General features: G+C 58.0%; 12 protein-coding genes. All 12 read right to left on the bottom strand.

From position 1 onward, the window contains the following. Positions 1 to 1,011: 1,011 nt before the first annotated feature. A complete protein-coding gene (locus E2169_RS13980) occupies positions 1,012 to 1,398 on the bottom strand; it encodes a hypothetical protein (RefSeq protein WP_132987230.1) in 387 nt (128 codons plus the stop codon). A 146-nt stretch (positions 1,399 to 1,544) separates the two neighbouring features. Then, positions 1,545 to 1,853 (bottom strand): hypothetical protein, encoded by a 309-nt coding sequence (locus E2169_RS13975; protein ID WP_132987229.1) that lies wholly within the window; start codon positions 1,851 to 1,853, stop codon positions 1,545 to 1,547. 3,584 nt (positions 1,854 to 5,437) lie between these two features. Further along, a complete protein-coding gene (locus E2169_RS13970; RefSeq protein ID WP_132987228.1) occupies positions 5,438 to 5,788 on the bottom strand; it encodes a DUF3024 domain-containing protein in 351 nt (116 codons plus the stop codon). Between the two features lie 137 nt (positions 5,789 to 5,925). Further along, positions 5,926 to 6,900 (bottom strand): GIY-YIG nuclease family protein, encoded by a 975-nt coding sequence (locus E2169_RS13965; protein ID WP_207918402.1) that lies wholly within the window; start codon positions 6,898 to 6,900, stop codon positions 5,926 to 5,928. Positions 6,901 to 8,799: 1,899 nt separating this feature from the next. Next, positions 8,800 to 9,177: a fluoride efflux transporter CrcB gene (gene crcB / locus E2169_RS13960; RefSeq protein ID WP_132987227.1), complete on the bottom strand. Its 378-nt coding sequence runs from the start codon at positions 9,175 to 9,177 to the stop codon at positions 8,800 to 8,802. Between the two features lie 117 nt (positions 9,178 to 9,294). Beyond that, positions 9,295 to 10,164, bottom strand: coding sequence for a restriction endonuclease (locus tag E2169_RS13955; protein WP_132987226.1), 870 nt, complete (start codon positions 10,162 to 10,164; stop codon positions 9,295 to 9,297). A 102-nt stretch (positions 10,165 to 10,266) separates the two neighbouring features. Continuing rightward, positions 10,267 to 10,611, bottom strand: a complete 345-nt coding sequence (locus E2169_RS14685; protein WP_425480564.1) for a DUF805 domain-containing protein — start codon at positions 10,609 to 10,611, stop codon at positions 10,267 to 10,269. A 326-nt stretch (positions 10,612 to 10,937) separates the two neighbouring features. After that, positions 10,938 to 11,378, bottom strand: coding sequence for a hypothetical protein (locus tag E2169_RS13945; RefSeq protein WP_132987224.1), 441 nt, complete (start codon positions 11,376 to 11,378; stop codon positions 10,938 to 10,940). A gap of 896 nt (positions 11,379 to 12,274) precedes the next feature. Beyond that, positions 12,275 to 12,673 (bottom strand): hypothetical protein, encoded by a 399-nt coding sequence (locus E2169_RS13940; protein WP_132987223.1) that lies wholly within the window; start codon positions 12,671 to 12,673, stop codon positions 12,275 to 12,277. A gap of 501 nt (positions 12,674 to 13,174) precedes the next feature. After that, entirely contained in the window at positions 13,175 to 13,600 is a 426-nt protein-coding gene (locus E2169_RS14680) for a DUF4279 domain-containing protein (RefSeq protein WP_132987222.1), read from the bottom strand. Between the two features lie 712 nt (positions 13,601 to 14,312). After that, a complete protein-coding gene (locus E2169_RS13930; RefSeq protein WP_132987221.1) occupies positions 14,313 to 14,867 on the bottom strand; it encodes a DUF6933 domain-containing protein in 555 nt (184 codons plus the stop codon). A 78-nt stretch (positions 14,868 to 14,945) separates the two neighbouring features. Next, positions 14,946 to 15,233 carry a hypothetical protein gene (locus E2169_RS13925; protein WP_132987220.1) on the bottom strand — a complete coding sequence of 96 codons (288 nt, stop codon included), beginning with the start codon at positions 15,231 to 15,233 and terminating at the stop codon, positions 14,946 to 14,948. Positions 15,234 to 15,446 lie beyond the last annotated feature (213 nt).

Raw genomic sequence — 15,446 nt, 5'->3', positions numbered from 1 at the left:
CCCGAAGAGGCTGTCCCGACAGTGCGAGAAACAAGGCCTAACACCAGAATTAAGCCGTGCCGCGAAGCGGCATCGGCTTGAATGACTCGTTAGGCCGCCGATGCGTGGCACCTGGGCCCAACCCCTGAGCCGAACATTACAGCAACTTTGCGAAGCTTGGCCGTGCTCGCAGGAGCGGAGCCGAGGTCTACAACTCGCGCAGCCGAGAACCCGCACCGCCAACCACAACGAGGCCGACTCGGGATGATCGTACTTGTGCCGAAGCCGCACCTGTCTGAGGCGGATGTCCGCCACGGGTGGCTGCCGATGCCCCTCACCGCGCGTGCGAGGAGCCAAAAGTCACGGAAGAGCCCGATGCAACAGGCGACCCGAAGATGCTGTCCCGACAGTGCGGGAAACAAGGCCTAACTCCTAAGCTAAGCCGCGCCGCGGCGGAGCGCAAATCATGTGGCAAGCTTTACCTGCCACATGATTTGCGCTCCGATGCGGCGTCGACTTGAGCGCATTGTTAGGCCGCTGGGCGAAGACTAGCTACGCCAAGAATAGTCCCCAACACGCCAAGACAAACGCTGATGAATCCAAGCCACGCAGCCACGCGCACCACGACTTGAGGGTGATCGGTGCAGGCACGAAAACGACCCCAATACCCGTTGGCTTCTCCGGTTGCCATTGCCTGAATCGTCTCTTGGGTTGAGTATCCAAGCTTGTGCCGATACCAAGCGCTCATTACGACTGCATCCTTTGCTGATTTGATCTTGTATGTCCCCGCCTTGTTGTATCGTCTGATGAAATTTTGATCAATTTGGAGGATCTCACAATGAACCGAGCGCCCCCTCTGCACGTTGGTAATTTTCACAACAGCTCTTGGGTGCGATGGAGAAAAATTCGACCACACCCAGCCTTGCTGTGCGTCTTCCGCTAGGGCTGCGTAGATTTTTGTCATCGAGGACTAATACCATAATTAGGGCGAACCGCGAAGCGGATTCGGCGTGAATAAATTGCTAGGCGTACTCATGATCCTTCTTTGCGTGTCCAGTAGATCGCGATGGTGCCACCCGAGTCGTAGCAGTTGAGAAACATGCTCTCGCTCACCTCAATACTGTGCTGGAACTCCGCATTCTCCTCTGTGAACGACAACCAACCACGCACGATCTCTCGGTCCGGGCTGCAGTTATAGAGAGCGGCATCACGAACGGAAATGGGGTCGCAACGCACCTCGATTGTTACTCCACCATCAAATCGGTGATGTTGAACTATTACATTCCGCGCCTTGCATATTTGCTCGCCCTCATCTCCATAAATAGTTATCTGATGTCGCTCTACTAGTATTTCTCTAAATCCATAATCGTCATCTGGCTCCCATGTGCCAATCAGTCGATCAGGGATCGTTTCATACACTTCGCCGCATCCTGTGATGAGCAGCGCCAAGGTTAGGATTAGAGCGGTAGCGATCGATTTCATGAGCGGCCTAATGCATATGCGTAGGCCGGGACGCGAAGCGGCTTCGGCTTTATCAAATTTGTTAGGCAGCATGCGCGCCATTGTCACTTACGGTTGAACCCAGTGGTAATGTCGAAGAAGAAACGTCGTGTTTGGGTCCAGTCTGGCTCTCCTAGTTCCTTTGCGGCGTACACAAGCTCGTCGACAACACGACCATCATAGTCGTGTACCCGTTGTTGTTCGAACTCGAATTCAACGCCCATGTTTTCCAGCATGAACTTAGCTACTCCATACTCAACGGAAACGTAGTCTCTCTGTTCTGTAATGACCAATGGATCGTCTCGCTTCATGCTTCCAGAACCAACAGGAAAGTCATCGCCGAAGCGAGCCTTAAGAACATCTTTCAAAGGCACCATAGATCCCCCTTGAGGCCTAACACCAGAGTTAAGCCGAGCAGCGTAGTGAAGCGAAACACATGGCAAGCTTTACCTGCCATGTGTTTTGCGTAACGAAGCGGATTCGGCTTGAACGACTTGTTAGGCCGCCGCTGCCTGGCACGTGTGCCCGCTCTGCGACAGCCCAACCCCTGCGCAGAACAGTACAACAAGTCTTGCCGGAGAGCTTGGTCTGGCATCCGGCACAAGCAGAGGGAGGAAAGTCGACTCGCGCGGCCAAGGACTCCCGCTGCTTCCCGTCCGAAGCCGACTCGGCCGGTCGAATCTTGCGGAGGGTCGCACGTGTCCGAAGCCGAGATGCTTCACGGCCGACCGCCGACGCCGCTCACCGCGCGTGCGAGGTGCAGAAGCCGTGGATGAGCGAGATGCTTGAACCCGCTTGGACCTTGCCACCGGCGGTGCGGGAAACAAGGCCTAACACCTAAGTTAAGCCGAGTAGCGTAGTGGAGCGAAACACATGGCAAGCTTTTCCTGCCATGTGTTTTGCGTAATGAAGCGGATTCGGCTTGAACGCATTGTTAGGCCCCGAGCTCACGCAGCCTAGCCTCAACTGCTGCACGATCAACATACTGGCCTAAGAAGGACCACCGAGCTTTTGACACGGCCCTGAGCACTGCGTATGTAGTGACCGCTCCCAGCGCAAGAGCGAACAGCGGCTCAACAGCACGAATCACCGGATGGCTAAAGAAGGCCAGGTCGAGCCACGAAATTGCAAAGCCAGCCGCCACCGCAGCCACTAAGCAGAGCCCGAATAGCCTCTTCCTCGCAAGGTTAAGCGGCTTTGCATCCAAAGTCTTGAGCACGGACTGTAGTACCGCGCGCTCGATCTTGGTTGTGTCTGCGGCAGAGTTGGTCATGGGGCCTAACGCCAGAGTTAAGCCGAGACGCGCAGCGGAGCGAAGCACATGGCAAGCTTTACCTGCCATGTGGTTTGCGGAACGAAGCGGCTTCGGCTTGAACGACTTGTTAGGCCGCCGCTGCCAGGCACTTGCGCCCGACCCGCGACAGCCCAACCCCTGAGCCGAACAGTACAACAAGTCTGGCCGAACGGCCCGAGGCTGGCGCTCACCGGAACCAAAGCCGGAATCACCGACTGTGCGGCCAAGAACTCTCACTGCGCACTTGCCCGAAGCCGACTCGGCCGGTTGAATCTTGCTGAGAGTCACGCCTGTCCGAAGCCGAAGTGCTGCAAGACTGACTGCCGATGCCTGCACCGCGCGTGCGAGGTGCGAACGCTGCGTATAAGCGAGGCGCTACAGATTGCCTAAAACCCGGCAACAACAGTGCGGGAAACAAGGCCTAACACCAGAGTTAAGCCGTGCCGCGAAGCGGCATCGGCTTGAACGACTCGTTAGGCCGCCGTTCCCTGGCACCTGCGCCCGACGTGCGGCAGCCCAACCCCTGAGGCGAACAGTACAACAAGCGCCGTGTCTGGTGCTGCCGAAACGCACCATGCGCGTGGCCAAGAACTCTCACCGCGCACTGTCCGAAGCCGACCCGGCAGGTCGAATTTTGCGAAGAGTTGCGCCTGTCCGAAGCCGAGGTGCTGCAGCGCTGACTGCCGATGCCTGCACCGCGCGTGCGAGGTGCCAATGCTACGGATAAGCGAGGCGATACAGATTGCCTGGAGCCCGGCGACAACAGTGCGGGAAACAAGGCCTAACACCAGAGTTAAGCCGAGACGCGTAGTGGAGCGAAGCACATGGCAAGCTTTACCTGCCATGTGGTTTGCGTAACGAAGCGGCTTCGGCTTGAACGATTCGTTAGGCCGCCGCACGCCGCGCTTGCACACGACATTGCGACAACCCGACCCCTGAGCCAAACAATACAACAAGTCAGGCCGAGCGGCCTGAGGCTGGCACTTGCCGGGGCCAAAGCAAGAACCATCGACTCGCGCGTCCAAGAACTCTCACTGCACCCTGCCCGAAGCTGACTCGGCCGCTCGAATCTTGCGGAGAGTCGCGCCTGTCCGAAGCCGAGGAGTTGCAGGACCGACTGCTGATGCCTGCACCGCGCGTGCAAGGTGCAAACGCTGCGGATAAGCGATGAGCTACAGATTGCCTGGAACCCGGCAACAACAGTGCGGGAAACAAGGCCTAACACCTAAGCTAAGCCGCGCCGCAGCGGGGCGTGAAGCACATGGCAAGCTGTATCTGCCATGTGGTTTGCGCCCCGATGCGGTGTCGGCTTGAGCACATTGTTAGGCCCCACCCGTATCACCGCCCGAGGCTCTCTTGGATATCTTGCGAGACCTTCAGGACTGGGGCAACTATTTGCCTCGCCTCTCCTGTCGAAACGGTCTCAGGCAGAGCGTACTGGGTACTTGTGTAGGCGCTAACGGACACCTGACCCAACTCGGCATCGCAGTCGTCACCCCACTCCGACGTACCCGACCAAGTGTCAAAATGGATATGGATTGAGTAACGACCTTCCGAGTCTGTGACAGCAATAGCAGGCCCTCGGGGCGCACCCCACTTCACCCAGGCCGCACCCACCATCGCTCCAGATAAAGGCGCCCCTTCCGCGTCTACTACGGATCCGCTCAGTAGATATGACTGCACAGCGCATGCTGCGACCACCGAAGGTGACACGGCAACCAACAACAGAGCGAGAAGAATGCGCATGTGGGCCTAACACCAGAATTAAGCCGTGCCGCGAAGCGGCATCGGCTTGAATGACTCGTTAGGCCGCCGATGCGTGGCACCTGGGCCCAACCCCTGAGCCGAACATTACAGCAACTTTGCGAAGCTTGGCCGTGCCCGCAGGAGCGGAGCCGAGGCCTACAACTCGCGCGGCCGAGAACCCGCACCGCCAACCACAAAGAGGCCGACTCGGGATGATCGTACTTGTGCCGAAGCCGCACCTGTCTGACGCCGAGGTGCTCCACGGGTGGCTGCCGATACCATTCACCGCGCGTGCGAGGAGCCAACAGTCACGGAAGAACCCGATGCAACAGGCGGCCCGAAGATGCTGCCACGATAGTGCGGGAAACAAGGCCTAACACCCAAGTTCAGCGGAAACACTGGCGCTAGACAGTGTTTTCCGCTGAAACGCGCAGTTAGGCCACGGGGCAAACGCGAGCTGCCGCAACGGCCGAGCTGAGCAATGCACCCCGAAGCCGACGAAGCTGCCAGCCCGGGTACGAAGTTGAAGCGTAGCAGGCGAAGCAATGCCCGAAATGGCGAGCGCTGCACGCTGCGGCGAACAAGTCCGGAGGCGTTCGGCCTGGCCAATGCCAACCACGAAACGCGACACGGGTGCAGCGGTCTGCCTCATGCGCGAGCGAGTGGCGACAAGGTCAAGGCGACGATGCAGCCGAGCGCCAGCAGCGCGAGATGTCGCCACCTGACGGCACAGGTGCGTGGACGACGTGGAGGCGATGTACGAAGCGAGACGGTCCATGTCGAAGCGAAGCCCCCTGCGGCCTAACTCCTAAGTTAAGCCGCGCCGCGTAGTGGAGCAAACCATATGGCAAGCTTGACCTGCCATATGGTTTGCGTAACGAAGCGGTGTCGGCTTGAACGCATTGTTAGGCACCAATGCTAGCCGAAGAAGCAGGCATGCTTGTCCTCTGCCACCAAGGAAAGAAACCGGTCAACTGTGCCGACCTGAGGCGTGGGTGGATAGGCATGCCACTTCAGGTCCGCTCGCATCCAGAACACCTTCCAAAGGTTTGTAGTTCTGACAATCGTAGCCTTCGCGACCGGCTGTTCCATGGTCTTGCCAGGAGCGCCACGCCACCGCGGACGAACCTCAAAGATCTCAACGCTTTGCCCATTAATGCGATACGAAAGATCCAATTCATGTCGGATGTGCGGCGGCGGGCGATGCTCCTCGACGAACTTTCCGACAGCCTTTTCCACTCGCTTGGTCTCTAGCTCACTAAATGCCATGGTCACTCGGAATGGTTGGTTTGGTGCCTAACACCTAAGTTAAGCCGAACCGCGTAGTGGAGCAAAGCACATGGCAAGCTGTACCTGCCGTGTGCTTTGTGGAACGAAGCGGTTTCGGCTTGAACGCATTGTTAGGCTCAATTCCTATTATATCCGTAGGGCAGCCGCGACATGAGCGCTATCTTCCAGTAGTTCTCGCGCTCAATGATGATCTGATCATCCGTTCTGGCGGGACGATACTCTAGAAGACTAATCCGGAAGTTCTCTCTCGCATATTCAATCCCGTGGCTCTCGATGATCTTTGTCAATTCATCGTTGAATCCGTGGCCGGTATTGATGTAGGTAGACCAACGAGCCCAGACGCCCGTGACGCCGTAAGCTGACCCGACGTACTTCATGCCATTGGACTTGTCGAAGATCACATAGATGCCTTTGACATTAAGAAGCGCGCCACGCCAATCAGGCTTATTGGTTAGAATGATGTGTTCAAGATCGCGAAAATCTAGAGTTACGTTCTCGTAGCCTGGGAACACTTGTCCGGTGTAGCTCGATTTAAAGACTTCATCAACGATGAAATCTTTAACGTAATTCTCCAGCCTAATAGCCTTGGCTCTTCCCGACCTTGAAAAGCGAACCTTGAGCCTGCCGATTAAATCTTCGCCTTGCTCCGTCAGTGCTACGGTGTAGCTATGTGAATTGTTGATGTTGCCCCTTGAAAGAACTCTGTATACGCCACCAAAGAGCCAAGTGCCTGGGTCTGGATAGAACTCGACTAATGAGAAAATGAAATCTCGATTGAAGTCGTCTTTGCTGGATCGCCACGAATTCCAGAGGGTCCATTCTTCCTTATCGCGAACGAATACATCAAGCGGATGTGACTCGCCGTTCCAACTGGCGAGATGGACTTTGTATTTTGTGGCCTCTTCTAAGTCGATTAGACGAGAAACGTTCATAATTGAGCCTAACGCCAGAGTTAAGCCGAGACGCGTAGTGGAGCGAAACACATGGCAAGCTTTACCTGCCATGTGGTTTGCGTAACGAAGCGGCTTCGGCTTGAACGACTTGTTAGGCCGCCGCACGCCGAGCTTGCGCCCGACCTTGCGACAGCCCAACCCCTGAGCCGAACAGTACAACAAGTCTGGCCGAACGGCCTGAGGCTTGCATTTGACGGAGCCGAAGCCAAAGCCAACGACTCGCGCGGCGAGGAACTCTCACAGCGCCCTGTCCGAAGCCGACTCGGCCGGTCGACTCTTGCGGAGAGTCGCGCCTGTCCGAAGCCGAGGTGCTGCAGGGCTGACTGCCGATGCCTGCACCGCGCGTGCGAGGTGCAAACGCTGCGGATAAGCGATGAGCTACAGATTGCCTGGAACCCGGCAACAACAGTGCGGGAAACAAGGCCTAACACCAGAATTAAGCCGTGCCGCGAAGCGGCATCGGCTTGAATGACTCGTTAGGCCGCCGATGCGTGGCACCTGGGCCCAACCCCGAGCCGAACATTACAGCAACTTTGCGAAGCTTGGCCGTGCCCGCAGGAGCGAAGCCGAGGCCTACAACTCGCGCGGCCGAGAACCCGCACCGCCAACCACAACGAGGCCGACTCGGGATGATCGTACTTGTGTCGAAGCCGCACCTGTCTGACGCCGAAGTGCTCCACGGGTGGCTGCCGATACCATTCACAGCGCGTGCGAGGAGCCAACAGTCACGGAAGAACCCGATGCAACAGGCGACCCGAAGATGCTGTCCCGACAGTGCGGGAAACAAGGCCTAACACCAGAGTTAAGCCGTGCCGCGAAGCGGCATCGGCTTGAACGACTCGTTAGGCCGCCGATGCGTGGCACCTGAGCCTAACCCCTGGACCGCACATTACCGCAACTTGGCGAAGCCTGGTCGTGCCTGCGAGATCGGAACCGAGGTCTACAGCTTGCGCGGCCGAGGACCAGCACCGACAACCACAACGAGGCCGACTCAGGGTGATCGTACTTGTGCCGAAGCTGCGCCTGTCCGAAGCCGAGATGCACCACGAGTGCCTGCCGATGCCCTCACCGCGCGTGCGAGGTGCCCACCGCGACAGATGAGCGAGGTGCGACAGGCGACCCGAAGATGCTGCCACGACAGTGCGGGAAACAAGGCCTAACGCCAGAATTAAGCCGCGCCGCGAAGCGGCGTCGGCTTGAATGAATTGTTAGGCGCCTGCAGCGAACTTGAACGCAGGCGAGCTTTGATACAGCACGACATCAAGTGGATGCACTGCGACCACCGACGTCAGCGAGATGTTGGGCCGAGCCAGTGTGACCTGACCGAAAGGCTTCTCTTCCGTGGGAGGAGCGAAGGCTAGATCTTCCTCTATGTCTGCGCGACGAACTTCCAGGGCTACCGGCGCTTCGGATGGCGTGAAGTACAAGTTTGCGACTGTCTCCACGTCGCTCCGGTGGTTCAAATGCACGCAGTCGGACCTCTCGTCAGAAGGACAGCGCGGGACCACCCCAGACGCGGTTGCAAGCGCCAACTCTGCTGCTGAAACTATTCGGAAGAGGTTATCCATGGGTATCCGCGCCTAACACCAGAATTAAGCCGTGCCGCGAAGCGGCATCGGCTTGAATGAATCGTTAGGCCGCACCGAAGCTGCCTTGGTGGCTCACAGAAACAGCCGCCAGCGACCGGATGCCGCCACGAGTAGAAGGTACACCGCAACCAGCGTCAGAAGCATATCCACGGCGGTCAGTAATGATGCGGGTTTATTGAAGTAGTAGCCATTAATAGCTTGGACAAGTTGGTGCGCCTCAAAGATAAAGGCTAGCGTCGCGGTCGCAGCCGCACCCAGGCACAGACGCCATAGCGGCGAGATCCTGCGCTCTGGACTCTGCGCCGAAGTGGTCTTTCGAGTGCGGCGAGCGTGCGACATGCGGCCTAACACCCAAGTTAAGCCGAGACGCGTAGTGGAGCGAAGCACATGGCAAGCTGTATCTGCCATGTGCTTTGCGGAACGAAGCGGCTTCGGCTTGAACGCATTGTTAGGCCTCTGCCCCGCTGGTGAAACGGAGTCCGAGCCAGACCGCCGCGACGCCCACGAGGACGCTGCCCAGAATGTACAGAAGGGCAAGGCTTGTTTCTCCGCGGCGTAGAAGCGTGAGCGACTCCAGCCCGAACGCCGAAAAGGTCGTGAAGCCACCAAGGATGCCGGTGACCAGGAACAAGCGAACCGGCTCCGAGACGGAAGCCTTGGCCAAAGCGCCTACGAGCAGGCCGATCAACAGACAGCCCAAACAATTGACCGCGAAAGTGGCCCACGGAAAGCGATCCGCCGGTGCAGCACCCAACCCGACGCTCACAGCGTAACGGGCCACTGATCCGATGAAGCCGCCAAGTCCTACCCACAAGTACGCGCTCATATGTGTTTGAGGCCTAACACCTAAGTTAAGCCGAACCGCGCAGTGGAGCGAACCACATGGCAAGCTGTATCTGCCATGTGGTTTGCGGAACGAAGCGGTTTCGGCTTGAACGCATTGTTAGGTTTCACTGCCCATGAAGTTGGCGAAGAATGCGTGATCCACCTCAAATACGGTTTTCTCTTTGACGCCAAGCCGAGCCCGCTCAAACATTGATACTAGCTTCTCGCCGTCAACGAGCTCGACGGGTGGGGCGCCTTCACGCTCCGCTTCAGCACGCGCATCTGAGCTGAAGGAGCCTGTGGTAAGGATGATGCCTTTGTCGGCTCGGCCGATCATCGCATTGCGAAAATCACCGACTTCGGCTCGAGATACGGACCCTTTGTAGCGCTTGCACTGAAACAAGACGCGGAACGAAACAAAGGGATTGAGTTGGAGCAATCCGAAGCCGTCGATTCCGCCGTCCCGAGGCCGTCCCGTAACCGTGACTCGCTCGAATCCGGATTCGCGAAGCAGTCGGGCGCAAACGCGTTCGAATCCTTCTGGAGTCACCTTCTTTAGGATTTCGAGCAGGATAGCCCCGTGTTCCTCCTCATCTGGCTCAACAGTCGACGGGTCCTCACTCGACTCTGCCGGCGAGACCGCAGACTTCCGGGCATCGGCATGAATCTTTACCCATTTAGCAACAATCTTTCTTGCAGCGGTTTCATCGAGTTTTGCTTCATAACCAGACTTCGTCAGTGTCCACACGCCGTGCGTGGAGCCATCAAGAAGGCCTTCCCAAACGAGATACTGTCGCGCCCAATGAACCTGGTTATAGAAGCGAGTTTGTCCAGACTTCAGCGTGGCGTCCAAGATCGCTGAAGGAACGCTCATATGTTCTGCGACGTAGTCGCAGACTTCGCGCGGCTTACCGGAGCCGCCAAGCGCTCTGAGGGCATCCAGGACAGGGCCGAGCCATTTAGCGAATTCAGCGCGTTGACGTGCCATGAACTCTCCAAGTGAAACCTAACGCCGGAATTAAGCCGCGCCGCGCTGCGGCGTCGGCTTGAATGAACTGTTAGCGCGCAAGCCGGCTATGGTGCAAGTGCCCTACGTGCGTCCATAGCGATTAGGGTGCGGCGTGCCAGGAAAGAGCCCCAGCTCTATCAAGGCCCATAGCGGACCTATGAGTGGAATGAAAAGAAGCCACGCCCTCGATCCACTCTTGTTTCTGTCATGCAGTCGCTGAGTGATCGTAGCCCAATGAATCCAAGCAATTGGAATCAATGGCCCGAACACACTAAGAAGCAGAATTGGGTAACTGACACGATCAAATAGGACCTCCATGAGTACTCGGAGGGCTATGAAAGACAGCCAGCTCGCGGGAACGACTAGCCAGAACTTTAGGCGAGATGCCCGGCCCTTGAAAGTAAATAGACGTTTCCAAGCAGGCATGTCGCGTAGCGAAAAGTCCGATACTGGATCTGGCGGCAAGGGTGGCGGGGCGGGCATCGGCCCTTCCGGGTCTATGTCCCGACGACGCAGTTCACTCTCTGCGATCGGACGAGCCTCGTCACTAAACAAGCCGCGCTCCCAACGATCTGAGAGCTGCTGGGTGTCCATTGCACGAATAGTTCTTTCTATTTCTTCAAGCGTGTACATGGCTCCCCCTGCGCGCTAACACCTAAGTTAAGCCGCGCCGCAGCGGGGCGTGAAGCACATGGCACGCTTTACCTGCCATGTGGTTTGCGCCCCGATGCGGTGTCGGCTTGAACGCATTGTTAGGCGGCAAACTGCGCCATGCGTACGCGAGAGCGCTCTACGGCGCTTGGTGAGAACAGATCTTGGTGACGGAGAATTACAGCCTCAAATGCGAAGTTCTCCAAGCCAACCTCTTGCAGTGCGGTGAAGCCTGCCGTTCCATCTGGCCTGTCCACAGCCTGTTCAATAGCAGCGATGATTCCGCGCTTCTTGATCATTTGCCAGGTGCGTGACGCGCGTATGCGCTTACCGTGCTTTTTGAAGAGAATTTCCTCGTAAGCGTAGATGGCCTCAAGGCATTCGCGCTCAGCGTCATTAGCCGCGCCGTAGGCAGCAGCGCGAAGGATAACGGCGCGCTGCTTGGCCTGAACCGCAAGCTCTGGGAAACCGAGCCTGGTCGCGTTGCGGGCAAACGCCTCGCAGTCTTCAGGTGTCTTCTGCTTTAGAACTCGGTCGTCCATGTGTCTTCCCTTTGACGCCTAACACCAGAGTTAAGCCGCGCTGCAGCGGGGCGTGAAGCACATGGCAAGCTGTATCTGCCATGTGGTTTGCGCCCCGATGTGGCGTCGGCTTGAACGACTCGTTAGGCCGCCGCTGCCCGGCACTTGCGCCCGAGCCCCTGCAGCCCAACCCCGAACCGGAACACTACAACAACTTGGGGCAGCTGAGCCGTGCCCTGGAGCTACGAAGCACGAACTACAGCTCGCGCGCACGAAGAGCCTCACCAGGATCTGTCCGAAGCCGACTCGGCGGGTCGAATCTTGCGGAGGGTCGCGTCTATTCGGAGCCGAGATGCAGCGGACCCTGACGCTAATGCCACTCACCGCGCGTGCGAGGTGCCAACAGTGACAGATGAGCGGGAAGCTTACGTGGCCGAAAACGTTGATCCGGGAGTGCGGGACACAAGGCCTAACACCAGAGTTAAGCCGAGCAGCGTAGTGAAGCGAAACACATGGCAAGCTTTACCTGCCATGTGTTTTGCGTAACGAAGCGGATTCGGCTTGAACGACTTGTTAGGCCGCCGCTGCCCGGCACTTACGCCCGACCCGCGACGGCCCAACCCCTGAGCCGAACAGTACAACAAGTCTTGCTGGAGAGCTTGACTTGGCACTTGGCGCGAGCGGAGCCTAGAAGATCAAGTCGCGCGGCCAAGAACTCTCACCGGGCACCGCCCGAAGCCGACTCGGCCAGTCGAATATTGCGAAGAGTCGCGCCTGTCCGAAGCCGAGGTACTGCAGGGCTGACTGCCGATGCCGGCACCGCGCGTGCGAGGTGCAAACGCTGCGGATAAGCGAGGAGCTACAGATTGCCTGGAACCCGGCGACAACAGTGCGGGAAACAAGGCCTAACACCAGAATTAAGCCGTGCCGCGAAGCGGCATCGGCTTGAATGATTTGTTAGGCCGCAGCTTGCGATATGCCAGCGATGCCAGCAACGCACCCACCGCCCACGCGACAAGGGTCTTGGTACCGAAAGTGAGCTGGCCCGCCAGCCCCATTGCAAGAAGCGCTGCGCCGAGGAACGATACGAGTGCCCAAGCAGCGTCCGCTTGGAACATGCGAAGCACGACGATGTGGATAAGCAGCGCCACAAGTGCGGCTCCAATCCCGAAGACTACGACGGTCTCCCAAAGTGCCAACGGTGCCCACGACGGCATCACGAATGCGTTGGTGTAGCCAAGCGCGACGACGGATGCGAAGTAGGTGGCGATGGCCGACACCACGCCTGCGGCGATGCTCTTAAATGGTCCTTGCATGATCCTCTCCTTGCGGCCTAACACCAGAATTAAGCCGTGCCGCGAAGCGGCATCGGCTTGAATGACTCGTTAGGCCGCCGATGCGTGGCACCTGGGCCCAACCCCTGAGCCGAACACTACAACAACTTTGCCAAGCTTGGCCGTGCCCGCAGGAGCGAAGCCGAGGCCTACAACTTGCGCGGCCGAGAACCCGCACCGCCAAACACAACGAGGCCGACTCGGAATGATCGTACTTGTGCCGAAGCCGCACCTGTCTGACGCCGAAGTGCGACACGGGTGGCTGCCGATGCCACTCACCGCGCGTGCGAGGAGCCAACAGTCACGGAAGAACCCGATGCAACAGGCGACCCGAAGATGCTGTCCCGACAGCGCGGGAAACAAGGCCTAACACCTAAGTTAAGCCGAATTGCAGCGCGTAGCCGGCAACATGGCAAGCTCTTTCTGCCATGTTGTTGGCGTAGCGATGCAATTTCGGCTTGAACGCATTGTTAGGCGCCACCCTTAGCCTCTAGGTGCGCCCTCATACTCTTCCGTGTTGCCGAAGTAGACATCCCACCAGATTGGAAGGCCAAGACGCACCAGCTCCGTCATTGTTTGCAACCCCAGGGATGGCCCTCCTTGCCCCGACGAAACCCAGTAACAACACACATCGATGTCACAGCCGGAACTCCGCAACTGTTCCAGCGCCGCCTCTTTTCCGCTCAGGACGCGAACAATTGCATTGATATGGGCTAGCCCATCCGTGGACTGCTCTACGGCGCGGCTCTCCCAGTTCCAATAGTGGTGTTCGCGCCTGGGGCGATACTTGGATTCTGGATCCAGTGCCCGACCAAGCGTCGGCTCGACCCCCAGCACTTCCGTGATGTTGTCAGGGTGTACCGAAGTCGAGAACACCCGGAGTGAGGCATACGTTTCAAGGCATGTCATGGGGGGACACGACTCCGATTGAAATGCTGTGGCGCCTAACACCAGAATTAAGCCGTGCCGCGAAGCGGCATCGGCTTGAATGACTTGTTAGGCGGCGCCACCGGAACAGGACGGTAGGCAACACGACCAAGCCAAGCACCAGTCCTTGCCGCCAACTCTGGAGCATACGAGAAGAGCGCGAGTGCGAGAATCGGTGCTGCGGTAATGTACGCGAAAACGCCAACGGCTCTGAACCTTAGCGCATGAAAGGCGCCACAGTTCATGCACTTGTATTCACTGATTGTCCGACCGATACGCTGCTTGGAATCAATATTCGGAACACGAACGAGATCCCGCGTCGTATCGGTGGCCTTACCGCAGAATGTGCATGGAAACTTGATCATAGCCGCCTAACACCAGAATTAAGCCGCGCTGCGAAGCAGCGTCGGCTTGAATGAATCGTTAGGCCTTTGAGCTGCGCTTTGACGCATGCACCAGCCTACCTATCAGATAGAGAACAATGCCGCCCAAGAAGCTTGCTCGCGTTGCCCAACCAAGCAAGCCACCCCCAGGTTGTTCCCACGGCATGGTGAACCAAAGCGCGGCCGCCAGAACCACGCCCAGTATCAATAGCGTGAGGCCGATCTTGAGATAGATGTTCGTTACGCCAAAGCGTCTCACTGTCTCACTCCTGCACTTGTCCGACCCATGCCGCACGGGCCTAACACCAGAATTAAGCCGTGCCGCGAAGCGGCATCGGCTTGAATGATTTGTTAGGCCGCACGCCAAGTGCCTTTGCGGTCTCTTCAAGCGGCGTACTGAATCCTAGCTTCTTGGCGGGCCGGGAATTCATGTCGATTACCAACCGGTCAAGACTGCAGCGGTTCAAGCCACCATCTTGTTCAATGAAGCTCTCATAGTCGAGTGCGCAGTTGGTCAGCACGCCGAGCTTGGAAAGGTCAGACGCTCGCGCAAATGCGACAGAACGATACCCATTCATCACTCGCTCCCGCACATGCTCCGGATAACCAGCGAGCTCAAGCACTAGGGAAATGCCCCGAACCAGGCTTATGAACAGCTTTTCGGGCGTGAGACGCTCTCCCTCCAGCATGAGGAAGCTCAGCTGAGTGCGACTACTCATATACACAAAGGCGTTCCGCTCTGCCATTGGCAGGAACGTAACGTACCAATTGCCAAGCGGCGCGTCGGTCGCCCGAGCTTTGCCCAAGTGATCTCGTTTGATACGAGCTCTCGCAGCTATGGCGCGTGTAACGATCAGATTAGCCATAACGTGTCATATGCGGCCTAACACCAGAATTAAGCCGTGCCGCGAAGCGGCATCGGCTTGAATGAATTGTTAGGCGCGCTATGGAGAGCCACGCCGCTCGTCGACGATCCTTATCGCAGCCTCGACGGCGAGTCTTCGGTACTCGTCGCGATTCTCTCGAGCTGTCTGCTCGGCCAAGCCAGCCGGCCAAACGCCCATGTTCACTTCACGGTACTGCGCCGCAACCACCTCTTCCAGAGCCTCCAACTCAGCCGAGCATCTCTCTGCGGCCAGCTCGGCAACTGCCGCAGACTCGCTGGCCGATTGAAGTTGCTCAACCGACTTGTCGAGTACGCAGAACACGAACGTGTCGAGATCTGGCTGCACTCGCTCCGCAATGTCTGCGCCGCTTACAGGGCCAGATAGTGCGATAAGAACTATGGCTAGAGACAGAGTCATGTGAGCGCCTAACACCTTATGTCTTGAGTTTCCCCTACCGTAGGCGCCGAGAGCCCGACGTGCGCGCCCGATAACGCCTCGGTGTCAGACCACCGTAATTCAGCAGGGGCCGCACGCCGGATCTCGCGCCCTGCGCCCGAA

It is taken from the genome of Luteimonas terricola, assembly GCF_004352845.1.
GTDB lineage: Bacteria > Pseudomonadota > Gammaproteobacteria > Xanthomonadales > Xanthomonadaceae > Luteimonas > Luteimonas terricola.
Note: the sequence above shows the minus strand (reverse complement) of the source record. Positions and strands in the feature narration are given on the sequence as shown.